At 57.0% G+C, this 16658-nt stretch carries 15 protein-coding genes and 1 pseudogene; 5 read left to right on the forward strand and 11 right to left on the reverse strand.

Annotation, left to right across the window (positions count from 1 at the left end; all coding sequences use genetic code 11):
- Nucleotides 1–279 precede the first annotated feature (279 nt).
- The 5 genes from U8U01_RS15605 (at nucleotide 280) to U8U01_RS15625 (ending at nucleotide 4921) form a co-directional block, all read left to right on the forward strand.
- Complete coding sequence (locus U8U01_RS15605; protein WP_290463270.1) at nucleotides 280–711, forward strand: flavodoxin; 432 nt, start codon at nucleotides 280–282, stop codon at nucleotides 709–711.
- Nucleotides 712–1033: 322 nt separating this feature from the next.
- Entirely contained in the window at nucleotides 1034–2083 is a 1050-nt protein-coding gene (locus tag U8U01_RS15610) for an iron-siderophore ABC transporter substrate-binding protein (protein WP_300685015.1), read from the forward strand.
- The gene (locus tag U8U01_RS15615; protein WP_322176222.1) at nucleotides 2080–3075 is read left to right on the forward strand and encodes a FecCD family ABC transporter permease; all 996 of its coding nucleotides are present in this window, start codon (nucleotides 2080–2082) and stop codon (nucleotides 3073–3075) included. Before U8U01_RS15610 ends, U8U01_RS15615 begins: the two co-directional genes overlap by 4 nt.
- Nucleotides 3072–4100 (forward strand): FecCD family ABC transporter permease, encoded by a 1029-nt coding sequence (locus U8U01_RS15620; protein WP_322176224.1) that lies wholly within the window; start codon nucleotides 3072–3074, stop codon nucleotides 4098–4100. The genes U8U01_RS15615 and U8U01_RS15620 overlap by 4 nt, the downstream gene beginning before the upstream one ends.
- Before the next feature lie 2 nt (nucleotides 4101–4102).
- Nucleotides 4103–4921: an ABC transporter ATP-binding protein gene (locus U8U01_RS15625; RefSeq protein ID WP_322176226.1), complete on the forward strand. Its 819-nt coding sequence runs from the start codon at nucleotides 4103–4105 to the stop codon at nucleotides 4919–4921.
- A 58-nt stretch (nucleotides 4922–4979) separates the two neighbouring features.
- Here U8U01_RS15625 and U8U01_RS15630 read toward each other — a convergent pair whose 3' ends face one another.
- The 11 genes and pseudogenes from U8U01_RS15630 to U8U01_RS15680 all read right to left on the reverse strand — a co-directional run.
- Nucleotides 4980–5342 carry a metal-dependent transcriptional regulator gene (locus U8U01_RS15630; protein ID WP_066538272.1) on the reverse strand — a complete coding sequence of 121 codons (363 nt, stop codon included), beginning with the start codon at nucleotides 5340–5342 and terminating at the stop codon, nucleotides 4980–4982.
- 13 nt (nucleotides 5343–5355) lie between these two features.
- A complete protein-coding gene (locus tag U8U01_RS15635) occupies nucleotides 5356–6708 on the reverse strand; it encodes an MATE family efflux transporter (RefSeq protein ID WP_322176230.1) in 1353 nt (450 codons plus the stop codon).
- Nucleotides 6709–7065: 357 nt separating this feature from the next.
- The gene (locus tag U8U01_RS15640) at nucleotides 7066–7848 is read right to left on the reverse strand and encodes a ZIP family metal transporter (protein WP_322176233.1); all 783 of its coding nucleotides are present in this window, start codon (nucleotides 7846–7848) and stop codon (nucleotides 7066–7068) included.
- A 76-nt stretch (nucleotides 7849–7924) separates the two neighbouring features.
- Nucleotides 7925–8305 carry a YbaN family protein gene (locus tag U8U01_RS15645; RefSeq protein WP_322176236.1) on the reverse strand — a complete coding sequence of 127 codons (381 nt, stop codon included), beginning with the start codon at nucleotides 8303–8305 and terminating at the stop codon, nucleotides 7925–7927.
- Entirely contained in the window at nucleotides 8302–8637 is a 336-nt protein-coding gene (locus tag U8U01_RS15650; protein ID WP_120428431.1) for a nitrous oxide-stimulated promoter family protein, read from the reverse strand. Before U8U01_RS15650 ends, U8U01_RS15645 begins: the two co-directional genes overlap by 4 nt.
- Nucleotides 8637–10292, reverse strand: a complete 1656-nt coding sequence (locus tag U8U01_RS15655) for an amino acid ABC transporter ATP-binding/permease protein (protein WP_322176239.1) — start codon at nucleotides 10290–10292, stop codon at nucleotides 8637–8639. The genes U8U01_RS15650 and U8U01_RS15655 overlap by 1 nt, the downstream gene beginning before the upstream one ends.
- Nucleotides 10289–12016 (reverse strand): ABC transporter ATP-binding protein/permease, encoded by a 1728-nt coding sequence (locus U8U01_RS15660; protein WP_367575634.1) that lies wholly within the window; start codon nucleotides 12014–12016, stop codon nucleotides 10289–10291. The genes U8U01_RS15655 and U8U01_RS15660 overlap by 4 nt, the downstream gene beginning before the upstream one ends.
- A 129-nt stretch (nucleotides 12017–12145) precedes the next feature.
- Nucleotides 12146–13873 carry an ABC transporter ATP-binding protein gene (locus U8U01_RS15665; protein WP_322176245.1) on the reverse strand — a complete coding sequence of 576 codons (1728 nt, stop codon included), beginning with the start codon at nucleotides 13871–13873 and terminating at the stop codon, nucleotides 12146–12148.
- Nucleotides 13870–15645 carry an ABC transporter ATP-binding protein gene (locus U8U01_RS15670; protein WP_322176248.1) on the reverse strand — a complete coding sequence of 592 codons (1776 nt, stop codon included), beginning with the start codon at nucleotides 15643–15645 and terminating at the stop codon, nucleotides 13870–13872. The genes U8U01_RS15665 and U8U01_RS15670 overlap by 4 nt, the downstream gene beginning before the upstream one ends.
- 69 nt (nucleotides 15646–15714) lie before the next feature.
- Nucleotides 15715–16329, reverse strand: a complete 615-nt coding sequence (locus U8U01_RS15675; RefSeq protein WP_322176251.1) for a TetR/AcrR family transcriptional regulator — start codon at nucleotides 16327–16329, stop codon at nucleotides 15715–15717.
- Nucleotides 16330–16550: 221 nt separating this feature from the next.
- A pseudogene (locus tag U8U01_RS15680) lies at nucleotides 16551–16658 on the reverse strand (IS5/IS1182 family transposase); the annotation flags it as partial.

Below are 16658 nucleotides of genomic sequence, written 5' to 3' on the forward strand. Positions count from 1 at the left end.
ATAAGCCGGAGGATTCTGAATGGGTCGTGCTGCCGGTCACAAACTTTGACGCATATTTTGGCAGTACCATGTTCAGCAGGAAGTGGCTGCCCGCTATTCCTGAGAGCATTATCATGCGGAAAAAGGAACGGTTGGGAGTTGCAAGATTTCGAGCGAGTCAATCTATTTTGTAAATAATATATTCTGAGGTAATAATGGGTCAGCCTTGGGTCGGTTGATCATATATGGGTATACCCCTTGAGGTCCTCGCCAATCAAAGCGAACAGGGAAGGTACTACAGTGAAAGTCATCTTAGTTTATTGGAGCGGCACCGGCAACACTGAGGCCATGGCCCAGGCCGTTGCTGAGGGCGTGCAGGCCCAGGGCGGCGAGGCCGCACTGTTCACTGCTGGGAAATTTGACGTTGACATGGCAGGCGCCTTTAACGCCATCGCTTTCGGCTGTCTATCCATGGGTTCAGAGGAGTTGGAAGAGAGCGAGTTCGCGCCCATGTTCGCCGCCTGTGAGCCGGAGCTGAAGGACAAACCCATCGCCCTGTTCGGCTCCTACGGCTGGGGGGATGGGGAGTGGATGCGCACCTGGACCGATACCTGCAAATCTAACGGCGCTATATTGGCCTGCGAGCCGGTCATCTGCAACGAAGCGCCAGACGAAGACGCCCTGGCCCAGTGCAAAGCGCTGGGCGGAGCACTGGTCTTAGCAGGGAAATAAGGGAGTAAATATAGATGGAGCCGGCCTTGAAGCCGTTCACGCGGCAGGCCGGTTCCGCCTTTGATGGGTGCGTTTTGCAAGCCCAGAATGTCCGATGTTCAAAACCTACAAATCAAAGTATGGTTTACCGTGCCATCTATCGTGTTTCTACAAAGTTTCAAATTCATTGAGGCCTGCATTGACAATACCTACATTTGATGATATAATTTCGCTTAGATTAGTCGCAGCTAACTTGATGTTAGGTGTTAATAGAGGGTCAATGCGGATTGCATCGTGAGGTTAGTTTCTGCTAATCAAATTATATCTAAAGGAGATGTCCACCATGAGAAAACTTATCCCCATTCTTCTGACCGTACTGATTCTCTGCTCCGCCATCCTCACTGGATGCAGCTCCACTCCAGAAACAAACTCCAGTGAGCCAGCCTCTACAGTTTCTTCCGAGGGGCAGTCCGAAAGCGTCGCATACCCCATCACGGTTTCACACATCTATGGCGAGACCGTGATTGAGTCCAAGCCTCAGCGTGTTGTCAGCATCGCATGGGAAAACTCCGCCGCGCCGCTGGCCCTGGGCGTGACCCCGGTAGGTGTGTCAGAAGCTAACTACGGTCTTGTAACCGAGCACAAAATCCATCCTTGGACAGACGAGGCTTTCCAGTCCCTGGGCGTAGACAGCCCCCATGTTTTCAACGACACAGACGGCTTTGATTTTGAGGCCATCAGCGATGCCGAGCCTGATTTGATCTTAGCTGTGAACTCAGGCATGACCCAAGAGGAATATGACACCTTAAGCGAGATTGCCCCCACTGTGGCCTACCCGGAAAAACCTTGGCAAGTCAGTTGGCGTGATTCTGCCCTCATTGCCTCCAAGGCCATTGGCATGGAAGAAGAAGGGAAAAAGCTGGTAGAGGACACGGAAAAGCTGATTGCGGAGAAAGCGGCCGAATATCCGGCCCTGGCGGGTAAAAAAGCCATCTTCTGCTGGATCAGTCCTGATGACCTGAGCACCTTCTCTATCTACCTTCCCGGTGATTCCCGGGCCGACTACTTGAACGATTTCGGCTTGGAACTGCCGGACAGCATCCGTGAGTTAGCCCAAACTACCAGCGATTTCTACATAAATGTCAGTCGAGAAAACGCAGACCAGCTCAGCGATGTGGAAATGATCGTAGTCTACGGCAATGCCGCCAACCTGGAAACGATCCAGGCCGACGCCTTAATGAACCAGATCCCCGCAATCAAAAACGGCGCGGTGGCCTTTATTGACGACACCTCCGCTCTTGCGGGCGGGGCCTCTCCCAGTGTGTTGTCCATCCCCTACAATATCGATACCTATCTGAAACTGCTGAACGATGCAGCTGAGGCAGTGAAATGATCAGGAGGCGCACATTATGCCTGCTGTCCCTGCTGGTTTTCCTGATTCTGTGCGCTGTGGCCTCCGTATCATATGGAGCCAAACCCGTCAGCCTCCACAGTATATTTGCGGCGTTGGGGCTGGGCAGCGGCCCGGAGTTTGAGGTCAGCGTGGTACAGGCCCGCATCCCCCGCACACTTTTCGGGGTGATCGCCGGGGCGGCCCTGGGCATCTCCGGCGCACTGATGCAGGCCCTTACCCGCAACCCTATTGCTGACCCCAGTATTTTAGGTATTAACACCGGGGCCTCTCTATTTGTGGTCAGCGGCATGGCGTTTTTCCACATCAGCAGCAACAGTCAATACATCTGGTTGGCCTTTGCCGGGGCCGCGCTGACCGCCGTTGCTGTCTACGGGCTGGCATCCTTAGGCCATGGCGGGGCTACGCCCATTAAACTTGCCTTAGCCGGGGCGGCGGCAAGCACGGCACTTCAGTCCCTGGTGAATACGATAATGCTGCCTGACACCCAGGTGATGGATCGCTTCCGTTTCTGGCAAACGGGCAGCATTGGCGGGGTGACTTGGGAAGACATTGCCGCCCAGTGGCCCTACCTGGCCGTGGGGTTCATAGCCAGCCTGCTACTGGCCCCGGCACTGAACACCCTGGCCCTGGGGGACGAGGTCGCCACAGGCCTGGGCCTGAATGTGGCTCTGGTGCGGGGTACAAGCGCTTTGACCGGTGTGCTGTTGTGTGCGTCTGTCACGGCGCTGGCAGGGCCGATCGGCTTTGTTGGGCTGATGGTGCCCCACTTTATGCGGCTGCTCCTTGGGCCGGATATGCGCTGGGTAATGCCTATGTCAGCCTTGGGCGGCGGATGCCTGCTGCTGGCCGCCGATGTGCTGGGCCGTGTGCTGGGTGGCGCCGGAGAGGTTGAAGTAGGCATTATTACGGCCCTGCTGGGCGCGCCGGTGTTCATCTTCATTGTGAGAAAGGTCAAGGTGCGTGCCCTATGAATAATCAGCAGAATCCTGTCCTTTTGGGCTTTCATAAAAGACACAGGCGATATATCGCGGTTTGCGCGGTGCTGGCCGTGCTGGCGGCCGGGCTGGTTTGCTTTGGCATGGTTTTCGGTCAAACCTTCTACAGCCCCCAGACCATCTTCCGCGTCCTGAGCGGTGAATCGATCAAGGGTGCGACCTTCACCATCAAGACCCTGCGCCTGCCCCGGGTGCTTACGGGACTGCTGGCCGGGCTGTGCTTTGGCATGGCAGGCAACACCTTCCAGAAGCTGCTGCGCAATCCCCTGGCCAGCCCGGATATTATCGGCGTAACCTCCGGGGCCAGCGTGGCGGCGGTGTTCGCCATTTTGGTGTTGGGCTGGAGCGGTGCGCTGGTGTCCGCTTCCGCCGTAGTTTCTGGCATCGTGGTGGCAGGGGCCATATGGTTCTTTTCCCAGGGCGCGGGCTTCTCCAACGGACGGTTGATTTTAGTGGGCATCGGGATGCAGGCGTTCCTCAACGCGGTCATCTCCTGGACCCTGCTGAAAGCCTCGGAGTACGATGTGCCCAGCGCTATGCGGTGGCTCAGCGGGAGCCTGAACGGGGTCAAGATGGAAAATGCGCCCCTGCTCATCGGGGTGCTGGCCATTGCTGGCGGCGGGATCTTGCTGCTGAACCAGCACCTCTCCGTGATGCAGATGGGCGAGGAATACGCCCAAACCCTGGGCGCACATCCCAGCCGGACACGCCTGCTGCTCATCCTGTGCGCCCTGTGCCTGACAGCCTTTGCCACAGCTTCCACAGGGCCCATCGCCTCAGTGGCATTCTTATCTGGGCCTATTGCTGACCGCCTTACCGGCGGAGGGAAGGGCAACATGGTTTCTTCCGCGCTTGTGGGCACGGTGCTGGTGCTTGCCGCCGACCTCTGCGGACAATATGCCTTCCCCGCCCGCTATCCGGTAGGCGTGATAACCGGCATACTCGGCGCGCCCTATCTGCTGTTTTTACTGCTGCGCATGAACAAAAAAGGAGGAAATTAGCGATGGAACAGCACATATTATCGGCTGAAAACCTTCATCTCGGCTATGATGGACGGGTGATTGTGGATAGCATGGAAGCGGTCATACCGGATGGAAAAATCAGCATTATCATCGGGGCCAACGGATGCGGGAAATCCACTCTGCTGAAGTCCTTTGCCCGGCTTTTGCGACCCATGTCTGGAGTGGTCACCCTGGACAGACGGCCCATTGGCAGCTATCAACCGAAAAAATTGGCACAGATTTTGGGCCTGCTGCCCCAGTCCCCGGTGGTACCGGAGGGCATAAAGGTTGCGGACTTGGTGGCAAGAGGGCGGTTCCCATACCGAAAGCTTTTACAAAACGCTACAAAGGAGGATATGCGGGCCGTACAGGATGCCCTGGAGATCATGGGTATTACGGAATTGTGCGACCGCAGCGTAGATGAGCTTTCCGGGGGCCAGCGCCAGCGGGTATGGATCGCCCTGGCGCTGGCCCAGCAGACAGACATCCTGCTGCTGGACGAACCCACCACCTATCTGGACATCGCCTATCAGGTGGAAATTCTCGACAGCCTTGCCGAACTGAATCAAAGTAAGGGTACCACAATCGTCATGGTACTCCACGATATCAATCTCTCTGCCCGCTACGCCGACTGGCTTTTTGCCATGCGCAAGGGGAAGTTGCTGGCCCAGGGGGAGCCTGCGGATATTCTCACCCCGGAGTTAATAAAAGAAGTCTACGGGCTGGACTGCGTGGTAATGGAAGATCCTGTCTCCTGCACGCCTTATGTTGTGCCAAAAGGCAGGTACCATATGAATACTGCCCTGGTGCGGGCCGGATAAGGTTCCAAAAGAAGATAAGACTGTACAAGCGAAAACGACTTGCTTGTACAGTCTCTTTTTATCCCTCCAACTCCGCCTTCCACTTTCGAAAGCTCTCCTCGCTGATGGCGTGCTCGATCTTGCAGGCATCCTCCTCAGCCAGCTTCTCATCCACCCCGGCGGCGATAAGCTGGCGGGTGAAAAACTGGTGCCGCTCATAAATCTGCTCTGCCACCTCCCGGCCCAGGCCGGTCAAGAGCAGGGAACCGTTTCCGTCAACCTCCAAGAACCCGCCCTTTTTCAGCAGCCCTACCGCGTTGCTAATGCTGGGTTTGCTAAAATTCATGTGTCGGGCCAGATCAACTGAGCGCACCGCGCCCATTTTACGCTGCAAAACCAAAATTGCCTCCAGATAGTCCTCGCCGGACGCGTATAATACCATAATTGTCCTCCCTTTAGGTGCGTACCTTGGTATGGTCGCGGAATAGATGATAATAGATTGTAAAAGCCAGTGATGTGACCGCCCAGGAAACCGGGTAGACTGCCAAGATTGCCAGCAGTTGGTGATTGTGCGGCACAAGCCATATCCACAGGACACGGGTAGCGCAGGTGCCAAGCAGAGTGATCACCATGGGCCGCAGACTCTCGCCCTGGCCCCGGATCGCCCCGGCAAAGACCTCGCCGAACACATACAAAAAGTAGAGCGGGGCCATCAGCCTCATAAGCCTGCCGGTGACGCCGGCAATGGGCGCGTCCGCCGAGTTGAGGATAAGACGGCCCAGCGGTTCGCTCCATAAAAACAGGATAGCGCTGATAAAAATGATAACGGCAAGGATCATACCAAGACCGATCCGTACTCCTTTTCTGCAACGCTCCCCCTGGCCCGCGCCGTAATTTTGCGCCACAAAGGTGGCGATCGCCGCCGCGAAGGAGTCCGCCGCCAGCCATATGAGAAAATCCAGCTTGCCGCACAGGGCCCAGGCCACGATGTTATCCGTACCGGTCTGGTTCACCGCCGCCTGCACAGTCATGTTGGAGATGGGGTACAATACAGACTGTAAGGCCATAGGCAGGCCGATGGTGAATATCTTCCCCAGCACCGCTCTGTCAAAACGGAGCCGCCTGGGGGACAGCCGGTAAGCCGCCTGCTGCCTTACCAATACCATCAGTGCCAGTGCCGTGCTCAACCCCTGAGCCAGGACTGTGGCCAGTGCCGCGCCGGGAGCGCTCATGTCCCATGCCGCCACGAACAACAGGTCAAGGCCCGCATTCGCCGCGCCGGAGACTGCCAAAATATAGAACGGTGTCCGGGAATCCCCAACTGCCCGTAAAATCCCGGCGCAGATATTGTAGAGCATGGATATGGCCAGCCCTGCAAAATAGATCTGCACATACCTCAGCGCCAGAGGATACACGTTGTTCGGTACGCTCATCAAGCGCAGGCCTAAAGGCGCTGTCGTCACGCATACCGCCGACAGCACCAGTCCTCCTGCCATAGCGAACGCCACCGCCGTGTGTACGGCCTTTGAGAGGGAGTCCTCTCCCTTGGCCCCGAAGCACTGGGAGATAATGATGGTTGCCCCCGCCGACAACCCGGTGAAGAAATTGACCGGCAGTTTGAGCAGATTATAGATGGAATCTATGGCGGCAAGGCCCGCTTTTCCCGCGAACTGCCCCAATATCACAGCGTCCACCGTGGCGTAGAGCTGCTGGAAAAGCCCGCCTGCCAGGACGGGCAGAAAATACAGCAGAAGCGATTTCCAGATAGAGCCGGTGGTGAAATCAATGGCGCTGGCCCTCTTTTTCATGTTGGCCTCCTTTTTGTTAGTCTTCACTAACCTTCGGGTGTGAAAATTCAACGTGGAGCATGAAACCCATGTGAAAGGTGCGCATGACCCAGTAAAGCATCCCTCGCTCACTCCGCCCTCCGCCGCTTAATAGATTGACAGCCGGATCATCCCGGCCACGAGGCAGGTGTGGAGGGAATTACTGGTCAGCCCGCCGATGCTGGGGATGCGTTTCACCATCTGACGGTAGATCGTCTTGGCTTTCCTTTTCAGCGCAGGAGCATCCTAACCCTGCTCCGATAAGCAGCGGAGGGACGCTGGGGCGATGATATCCCACAGTAACCGTTTACAACAGGTGTATCTCATGATTCCTGCCACCTACCCCAGCGCCACCTCCAGTGCCAGCATAACGGCAAACCCAGCCGCAAAGAACAGCGTCCCCAAATTTGAGTGCTCCCCAAGAGACGCCTCGGGAATGAGTTCCTCCACCACCACATAGATCATGGCCCCCGCCGCGAAACTGAGCAGATAGGGCAGCGCAGGCAGAATGAACCCTGCCGCCAAAATAGTCAGCATTGCCGCCAGAGGTTCCACCACACCGGAGAGAACGCCGTACAGAAAAGCCCGCCCTTTCCCCGTTCCCTCTGCCCGGAGCGGCATGGAGATGATGGCCCCCTCCGGGAAATTCTGCAGGGCGATGCCCAGGGACAGGGCCAGCGTACCGGCGGCGGTGATGCCGCTGTTCCCGGATATCCATCCCGCCAGCACCACGCCCACCGCCATCCCCTCCGGGATGTTGTGGAGGGTGACCGCCAGCACCAGCATGGTCGTCCGCTTTAGCCGGGCATGAGGGCCCTCCGGCTGACTCGCGCCCTGGTGCAGATGGGGTATCGCCCTGTCCAGCACCAGCAGGAACAGTATGCCCAGCCAGAACCCTGTCACCGCCGGAAGGAACGCCAGCCTGCCCATATCCGCCGCCTGTTCCATGGCAGGCACCAGCAGGCTCCAGACGGATGCCGCCACCATGACCCCGGCGGCAAAGCCGGTCAGGGAGCGCTGAACGGTCCGGTTCAGCCCGCTTTTTATGAAGAACACACAGCCCGCCCCCAGGGAAGTGCCCAGAAAGGGGAGCAGTAATTCTGCCAGAACATTTCGTACCATTTTTCTGCGTTTTCCTCCCGTTTTACGTTTGGGTACTGTGTACATTATGCGCTGTTGTCAGTTTGAAATACTCTCGTCAGCCATCTGCCGGGATTGTCTTGACCCCAAAGCAAAAATACAGGATATGGAACACCCACACGCCCCCCAGCACAATGCGCCCCACCGGCACGGCGTGCATCATCACAAAGCCGATGGACATGAGCAGGGTCACCGTCACCATAATGCGCACCTTGGTCTTTTTCGTCATGCCCTTGCCCTGGACAAAGCTCTCCAGGTTCTCCTTATAGAGCTTCGTACCCTTGAACCACCTGTCCAAGCGTTCCGAGCTGCGTGCAAAGCAGAACGCCGCCAGCAGCAAAAACGGGAACGCGGGCAGCAGGGGCAGAACCGCCCCCACCGCACCCAGCCCCACGCCGATGCAGCCCAACGCTATGTACCCGATTTTCTTGATTTTCATGCCTGTTCCTCCAATCTCCGTTTCTCTTTTCTGGTCTCGATTACGTGCCGCACCGCCTGCACCGGGCAGACAAGGAGCATCCTGGGCCCGGAAAAGCGCATCACCGCCCGGATCTTCTCCCGCATCTCCGGTTTGTAGCAGTGTACCCGGCAGTTGGAGCAGAAGGTCTTTGTCTCCATGAACGGGCAGTGGTCGCTGCGCTGTCGGGCGTATTCGGCCAGCGCCGCGCACTCCGGGCAGAGCCCCTTGGTGTGGTGGTTTTTCCGGCAGTAAAGGGCAATCATCTTGGCCACCATCGCCTTTTCCCGCTCCCGCTTTGTGTTCGTGTCCATCAGCTCAGCCTCCCATTCTCCACCAAGTACACCCGGTCCGCAATACGCATGGTAATCTGCCTGTGAGACACCAGCACCACGGTCTTGCCGCCCCGATCCTGGCCCAGGGACTTCAAAATCACCGCCTCGTTCAGGCTGTCCAGATTACTGGTGGGTTCGTCCAGCAGCATCAACGGCGCGTCGTGAAGGAATGCCCTTGCCAGCCCCAGCCGCTGGCGTTCCCCACCGGATAGAGTTCCGCCCAGCTCGCCCACGGGAGTGTCATAGCCCTTGGGCAGGGTCATGATGAAGTCATGGACAGCGGCCTTTTTGCAGGCGGCGACGATTTCTTCATCTGTGGCGTCCAGCTTTGCAACGCGGAGATTGTTCTTGATGCTGTCGTGAAACAGATGGGTCTCCTGGGTGACGAAGCTCTCCATGTCCCGGAGGTTTTGGGTGTTGATCTGCCCCACGTCCCGGCCCGAAACCTGCACCTGCCCAGGCCCTGCCTGCCAGAAGCGCATGAGCAGCTTTAAGAAGGTAGACTTGCCACTGCCGCTTTTGCCCACGATGCCCACCACTTTCCTTTTTGGCACATCCAGGCTCAGCCCGCTGAGGATTTGTTCGCCGCCGTAGGAAAAGCTGAGGTTTTTAGCCGCCGCGCCGGTGAACTCTACCTGGGTCTGACCGCTGACCTCCTCTACCAAAGGCGCCTCCTCCAGAATGTCCAGCACCCGGTTTCCGGCGGCGAAGGTACTCTGCAAAGTGCTGCCCAGGTTGGCCAGGGCCACGCAGGGGCCAAAGCTGCTCATGAGCGCCACTGTGGGAATGAGCACCCCGGTAAAGTCCACCTGCCCCCGGCTGTACAGCGCTACCGAGGTGAAAAGCATTGCTAAGTCCAGCAGCAGAATCACTGTATTGGTGACGGCCATGCTGTACCCCGCATTACACTTCATTTTGGACTCGCTCTCCGAGAGGGCATCGGTGCGGGCGTTCATCTCAGCGAGACGGGCCTCCCCCTGGCCGTACTGTATCGTCTCGTCCAGACCCCGCAAACTGTCCAGCACAAAGGCGCTCAGCTCCCCGGACTCCCGGCGGAACACCATGCCATCCTCTCCGCTGAGCCGGGAGGTTAGAATGGGCACAGCTACTCCCACCACGACATAAGCCCCCAGGGCCAGCAGCCCCAGCGCCCAGTGGCAGCTGCCGATGAACAGGCACATCACCACCGTAAACAGCCCGGCAATGGCCGCCGGGGAGATGGTGTGGGCATAGAACACCTCCAGCAGCTCAATGTCCGAGGTGATGACTGCTATCAGATCGCCACGGTCCCGGCCCTCCAGCTTGGCGGGGCACAGGCGGCGCAGGGCCCGGAACACTTTGTCCCTTATGAGCGCCAGCAGCTTGAAGGCGATAAAGTGATTGCTGGCCTGCTCGGCATAGCGCAGTACGCCCCGCAGCAGAGCGAACACGCCCACGGAAATGAAAATGGCGGTCAGGCTGAAGGGCGTGTCAAACTGCAATAAATCCAGCGCCGCGTACCCGCCGAAGATGGTGATAAACGCCGCGCACAGGTGTCCGGCCAGGCCCATCCCAATCGCCAGCACCATGAACCCGGCCAAAGGCCTCACCAGCCCCACCAGCCTCAGCATGACTTTGAACCCGCTCCGTTTCATTTTGACCCCTCCCTGCCATAGTTTTCCAAGGACTGCTGAGCCTCCCACAGGGCGGCGTAAGCGCCCCGCTTTTCCAGCAGCTCATAGTGTGTACCGTGCTCAACAACGCGGCCCTTTTCCACCACATAAATGTTGTCCGCGCCGGTCACATTGGCCAGCCGGTGGGAGATGAGAATGACCGTCTTTTCCCTGGCCAGCCGGTGTATCCCCTCCATGATGTCATTCTCGCTCTCCACATCGATGTTGGAGGTGGCCTCGTCGAAGATGTACACTGGACTGTCGTGGAGCAGCGCCCGGGCCAGGGCCAGCCGCTGCCGCTGGCCCCCGGAGAGATTTGCGCCCTGCTCGGTGAGGAGAGTGTCCAAGCTATTCTCCTGCCGGAGGAACCCGTCCAGCTTCACCTTTTTTAGCGCCGTCCAAAGCTCCTCGTCCGCAGCATCGGGTCTTCCCATTCGCAGGTTCTCCCGCACAGTACCCTTGAACAGATAGCTCTGGTGGCTGATGTAGGTGATGTTTTCCATCCGGCTTGATTCGGCGATATCCACCAACTCCACGCCGCCGATTTGGATGGAGCCGGTATAGTCACGGTTACGGCCCATGAGAAGTCCGGCGACGGTGCTCTTGCCGCAGCCAGATTCCCCCACAATAGCGGTAAAGCCGCCTTTAGGCACAGCTAACTCGATGCCATGAAGAATGGGGCGGTCAGGCTCATAAGCAAAGCCCAGACCGGTGCAGGTGATGGAGCAATCCTTTGGAAAGGGGGCAGTACCCCGTTCCGGCTCAGGCAAGTCCAGCAGGCGGAAAATCTTCTCGCTGGCGGCCATGCCGTTCATGGCAATATGGAAAAAGCTGCCCAGCTGGCGCATGGGAATGAAAAAGTCGGCGGACAGAAGAATGATGAGCAGGCACCCGGCCAAGTCCACCTGCCCGGCCCGGTACTGGGTCACGGACAGGACCACCCCCAGGGCCGCGCCGCCGTAGGCAATCAAGTCCATGATGGTAATGGAGTTTAGCTGCATGGTCAGCACCTTCATAGTGATCCGCCGGAAGCTCTCGGCCTCCCGGTTCATCTCCTCCTGCTTGAAGCCATCGGACTGGTAGATTTTCAGGGTGGTCAGGCCCTGGAGGTTCTCAAGAAAGGTATCTCCCAGGGCTGTATACTGGCCCCAGTATTTGGCGAGCAGCTTCTTGGCCCAGGTCTGCACGGCGGCGATGGCAATGGGAATCAGCGGCACGCACACCAGCAGCACCACCGCCGAGGGTACGTTTACTGTGCACAGATAGGCGAACAGGGTCAGCGGGGCCAGCATGGCGTAGAAGAATTGGGGCAGGTACGCGCCGAAATAGGTCTCCAGCTGGTCAACCCCCTCCACAGCCACCTGGACGACCTCGGCGGTGCTGGCGCTCTGGCGGTAACACACTCCCAGCCGAAGGAGCTTTCGGTAGATCAGCTCCCGCAGGGTACGCTTGACCGCTTTTGACGAGAGATAGCCCATGCGGGAAGCCCCCACTGTGCAGGCGAAGCGGAGGACAAGCGCTCCCGCCGCCACCGCCGCTGTCAGGCCGAGCCGCCCGCTTTTACCCAAAGCCAAACAGGCTAAAAAAGCGGTTATGGCGGTCATCATGGCCATGTTTGCCAATAAAGAAAGCCATTGCAGGGCCACGTTCCCGGTCACGTATTTTCGGCTCTCGGGGACTGTGCCGATCAGGCGTTTGTTGATCATCATAGCGATCTTCCTCTCACAGATTTGTTAGCACACGCTAACCACACGTTAGATGAAAGCGCACACCGATTAGTGTGCACTAACTCGCTTATATTTTACTATGAGAAGGAAAATTTGTCAAGGGGAGTTTTATCCCAGCGACCAATTCTGGCTCTCCGTTTGCAGCTTGACCATCCGGGCAAAAGCCCCGTTCTTCTTCATCAGCTCCTCTGGGGTTCCCATCTCAGCCACTGTGCCGCCGGACAGCACTACGATCTTGTTGGCGTTCTCCACCGTCCTCATGCGGTGGGCAATAATCAGCACCGTTTTTTTCTCCACCAGCCGGGAAATGGCCTGCTGAATCTCCGTTTCGTTCTCTGCATCCAGAGATGCGGTGGCCTCGTCCAGCAGAATAATGGGCGCGTCTTTCAAGAGGGCGCGGGCGATGGAGATGCGCTGCCGCTCGCCCCCAGAAAGGGTGGAGCCGTTCTCCCCAATCATGGTCTGATACCCCTGTGGGAGCTTGGAGATAAACTCATCGCACATGGCCTCTTTCGCCGCCTGCATGGCCTCCGCGTCTGTGGCGTCCTTCCGGCCAATACGAATATTCTCCATGACGGTGTTGTTGAACAGCGTCACATCCTGGAACACGATGGAGTAGGCGGTCAGGAGTCGTTCCGGGTCAACCTTGCCCACATCTACGCCGCCAACTGTGATTCGGCCCCGGTCTATATCCCAGAACCGCGCAGCCAACTTTGCGGCGGTGGACTTGCCGCCCCCGGAGGGGCCGATCAGGGCCGTTACCTCGCCCTGTCTGGCGGTAAAGGAAACGTCTTTCAGCACTGTCTTGCCGCTGTTGTAGGCAAAGCCCACATGGTCAAAGGTAATGTCATAACCCTGGGGCGAAAAGGCCGGTTCGCCGCTCTGGGAGGGGGTTTCGTCGATTTCGTTCATGCGGTCAATATTGATTTGCAGGGAGTTCATAGCAGCCAGATTTTGCAGAGAGAAGTTCATCGGCTCATAGATACGGGAAACCACCAGCAGGAACAGGAAAAAGGTCACAAGGGACAGTTCCCCGCTCATCAGGCGCATACTGCCTACCAGCGCCACCGAGGCGATGCCCAGCTTGAGAATCATCTGCGCCGGGACAACAAACATAGCCGATCCCAGTTCGCTTTTAATGTGCCTTACCTCCAGCGCGTCGGTCTTTTCATTCAGGCCGTCGAGGTATTCCTGCTCGGCCTTGCAGCTTTTCAAATCGCGGATGGTTTCCAAACACTCCTGCACACCCTCTGCCACAGCAAGGCTTGCGGCGGTCTGCCTGCGGGTAAAATAGTTCTGTGCTTTTTTAGAGAAACCTACAATCACCAGCGCAATAGGCAGTACCCACAAAGCCGCAAGGGCCATTTGCCAGTCGTAGAACAACAGACTGACTGCCACAAGGCAAGTAGAAATGACCGAGCCATAAAACTGGGGAACATAGTGGGAGAACATCTGCTCCGTCACCTGCACATCTCCCATGATGGTGTTTGTCAGGTCAGATAAGTCTTTCTTGCCGAAGAAGGACAGGGGCAGCCGCCTTAACTTTTCCGCCAGCCGGATGCGGCAGGCTCCGGATTCCTGGTAGGTTGAGAAGTAAGTAGCGTTGTACTTCCAGAACTCGGAGAGCCAAATTAAGACCAGCGCTGCCACGATTCCAATGGCATAAAGCTCATAGTTGGGCTGTTCACTGTTCAAAAAATTGCTGACCAGCAGATAGAGCAGCCCCACCGGTAACATCAATACCAAATCAGCTACGGTGCAGGCGGCTGTGGCCTGCACCAGCCCTTTTGCGCCCTCGCGGGAGAGGGCAAAGCGTTTCATCAGCTTATCAATCATTTCGCAGCACCTACCTTCCAACTCACAGAGGTTTGATAATCCTGCCACATCTTGGCGTAAAGTCTACCGTTAGCAACAAGAGAGTCATGGGTTCCGTTTTCCTCCACTTGGCCCTCCCGCAATACAAAGATGCGGTCGGCGTTCTTGATTGTTGTCAGCCGGTGAGCGATCATAATGACGGTCTTGCCCTTGGAGAGCCGCTCAAAGGCCCGCTGCACCAGCGCCTCATTCTCCGGGTCCGCAAAAGCGGTGGCCTCGTCCAGAATGAGGATGGGGGCGTTTTTCAACATAACGCGGGCGATAGCGATGCGCTGCTGTTCGCCCCCGGAGAGGTACACGCCGCGGGTTCCGATCACTGTATCAATGCCTTGAGGCAGCTTCTGAATGATGTCGTCACACTGAGCCTCATGGAGTACCCGCTCCACCTCCTGACGGGAGGCATCCGGCTTGGACAGCCGCACATTTTCCAGAATGGAAGTTTTGAGCAATTTGCTGTCTTGAAACACATAGGCCACGGTGTCCATCAAAATATCTTTTGGAATGTCCTTTACATTGGTGCCGCCGATCTGGATGGCCCCGCTAGTTACATCCCAAAAGCGGGAGATCAGCCCCGCCACAGTGGTCTTGCCGCCGCCGGACGGCCCCACCAAAGCCACAGTTTCACCAGCCTCAACTTGGAGCGATATATTTTTTATGGCATCCTCTGTGCTGCCGCTGTAGCGGAAGGTCACATTTTCCAGCGTAACGGAATTGTCTGCCGGGGCCTTAGCGCTGTGGGGCTCGGGCAGCGGCTCCACATCCAGAACGGAGTGAATACGGCTCAGAGCATCGGCTACGATCATGCCATTCTCGCTCATATACATGACCTTGGACATAGCTGTGGCAATGATAGGGGTAAAAATCACATAAAAGATGAAGTTCAGCAGAATCGGCTGGGCTACCGGGCCGCCGCCTGTCAGAATCAGCGCCAGTACGATGAGAAACGCAAAAGCGCTGTTGATGAACACCGTGTACATCAGCATGGGCGGGCGGCACTTCTTGCAGTAGGCGATGCAGTATTTGTAGTAATTGTCAATGGTGCCTTTGAAACGGGCAAAGGAGTGGACGGTCTGCCCGAAGGTCTTGACCACGGGGACGCCCCGCACATATTCCACCGCCTCGTTGTTCATATCTGCAAGGGCGTTTTGGTACTCCTTGATATCCTTTGCCATCTGCGGCCCCACCATCTTGAACATAGCGGCAAAGCCTAAAATGATGGGCAGGAGACTGACAAGGCCAAACCGCCAGTCGAACAGGAACAGCATGAGTACCATGCAGATGGGCGTGGTGATTGCCGCCGACATATCCGGGAGCTGGTGGGCCAGATAGGTTTCGGTGGCCGCGCTGCTGTCGTTGACGATGCGGCGTATCTTCCCGCTGCCCATCTCGCCGATGAATCCCAGGGGAAGCTGGGCAATGTGGGCCATCAGCGCCTTGCGGATGTTCCCGGCGATGCGGAAGGCCGAGAGATGGGAGCACATCAGTCCGGTTATGTAGATGAGAATGGACGCCAACGCGAACAGCACCGCCATCCAGCCGTTTTGAACGATGTGTGTGGCCTGCGTAAAGTTGGGGGCCACGGCAATGACCTCTTTGATGATCTGGAACAGGAACACAAAGGGGAACAGGGCCAGCACCGCGCTGACAGCGGACAGCATCAGGGATAGGTAGGTCAGAAACCTGTGCCGCCCCGCATAGTGCATGAGTTCTTTTAGGTTGCTTTCTTTCTTCACATAGATACCTCCTTAAATGATTAGTTTCAACTAACTATATGGCAAAAATAACAGGCACTAGTTAGCTCGCTAACTATTCTGGCCCATTATTTTCATCCATCCAGCGGTATAGAATTCCCGAAGCTGTCCAATGAAGCGCTTTGCCCGCTCTTTGGGCATATCATGCCGCAAGACCTCAAATATTCCCTCGAACATCCCGCTTGCAACCATGTGGCACAGTTCCCGGTCAAGCTCGGGCACGGTATGCCCCAAGTCCCGTAGCACGTCGATATACCGGAAAGTGTACTCCACCTCGATGTCCACCATACTATGGACAAACTGCTCATAAGGGGTGCCGTCACTACAGCAGATCAGCAGCTTGAACGCCTCCCAGTGGCTGTACATATAGTCGATCATCCAGTCCACACATTCCGCAGACTCCTTGCCCATATGAGCGGGCTGCTCCTCCTTGGGGAGCTGGGCGAAGTCCGTCTGTGTGGTCATGAACCGGCCCATGACCGCCGCGCATGGCTCTACCAGGGCGGCGAACAGGGCCTCCTTGCTGGAGTAGTAGCCATAAAAAGCCCCAGTGGTCACCCCGGCGGACTTGACGATATTCCGTAGAGAGGCCCCCTGAAAGCCCTTTTCCAGGAACTCAGTGGTGGCGGTCTGGTGAATTCTTTCCAAAGTATTGCGTTCGTCCATCGAATCCTCCGTAACAGCGTTATATAACGGTGCTATAATAACACAAATCAATAGCCCTGTCAAGTGCAAATGACAAAACGGGAGTGTCCCAACCGCAGAGATAATCATCTGGGTTCCCCCCGCCCGTAGGGCGGGGGGAACCCGAAAAGCTCTCCGAAACGGACACTCCCTGACAAAGCTGCCGCAAAGCGGTTGAATGATTTAGATAGCGTCTACACGAATTAAGTACGGATAGCAGCCCAAATAGCGATACAACGGACGTGTACCGCGGCGATAAAAGCATCCGAGGTTTTGGCATAACGAGTGGCAATACCTCTCCAACGTTTCAG

It is taken from the genome of Acutalibacter caecimuris (assembly GCF_034335085.1).
Taxonomy (GTDB): domain Bacteria; phylum Bacillota; class Clostridia; order Oscillospirales; family Acutalibacteraceae; genus Acutalibacter; species Acutalibacter caecimuris.

Coding starts and splice junctions, on each gene's coding strand:
- U8U01_RS15610 (WP_300685015.1), top strand. CDS start 1,034: ATGAGAAAACTTATCCCCATTCTTCTGACCGTACTGATTCTCTGCTCC.
- U8U01_RS15615 (WP_322176222.1), top strand. CDS start 2,080: ATGATCAGGAGGCGCACATTATGCCTGCTGTCCCTGCTGGTTTTCCTG.
- U8U01_RS15620 (WP_322176224.1), top strand. CDS start 3,072: ATGAATAATCAGCAGAATCCTGTCCTTTTGGGCTTTCATAAAAGACAC.
- U8U01_RS15625 (WP_322176226.1), top strand. CDS start 4,103: ATGGAACAGCACATATTATCGGCTGAAAACCTTCATCTCGGCTATGAT.
- U8U01_RS15630 (WP_066538272.1), bottom strand. CDS start 5,342: ATGGTATTATACGCGTCCGGCGAGGACTATCTGGAGGCAATTTTGGTT.
- U8U01_RS15635 (WP_322176230.1), bottom strand. CDS start 6,708: ATGAAAAAGAGGGCCAGCGCCATTGATTTCACCACCGGCTCTATCTGG.
- U8U01_RS15640 (WP_322176233.1), bottom strand. CDS start 7,848: ATGGTACGAAATGTTCTGGCAGAATTACTGCTCCCCTTTCTGGGCACT.
- U8U01_RS15645 (WP_322176236.1), bottom strand. CDS start 8,305: ATGAAAATCAAGAAAATCGGGTACATAGCGTTGGGCTGCATCGGCGTG.
- U8U01_RS15650 (WP_120428431.1), bottom strand. CDS start 8,637: ATGGACACGAACACAAAGCGGGAGCGGGAAAAGGCGATGGTGGCCAAG.
- U8U01_RS15655 (WP_322176239.1), bottom strand. CDS start 10,292: ATGAAACGGAGCGGGTTCAAAGTCATGCTGAGGCTGGTGGGGCTGGTG.
- U8U01_RS15660 (WP_367575634.1), bottom strand. CDS start 12,016: ATGATCAACAAACGCCTGATCGGCACAGTCCCCGAGAGCCGAAAATAC.
- U8U01_RS15665 (WP_322176245.1), bottom strand. CDS start 13,873: ATGATTGATAAGCTGATGAAACGCTTTGCCCTCTCCCGCGAGGGCGCA.
- U8U01_RS15675 (WP_322176251.1), bottom strand. CDS start 16,329: ATGGACGAACGCAATACTTTGGAAAGAATTCACCAGACCGCCACCACT.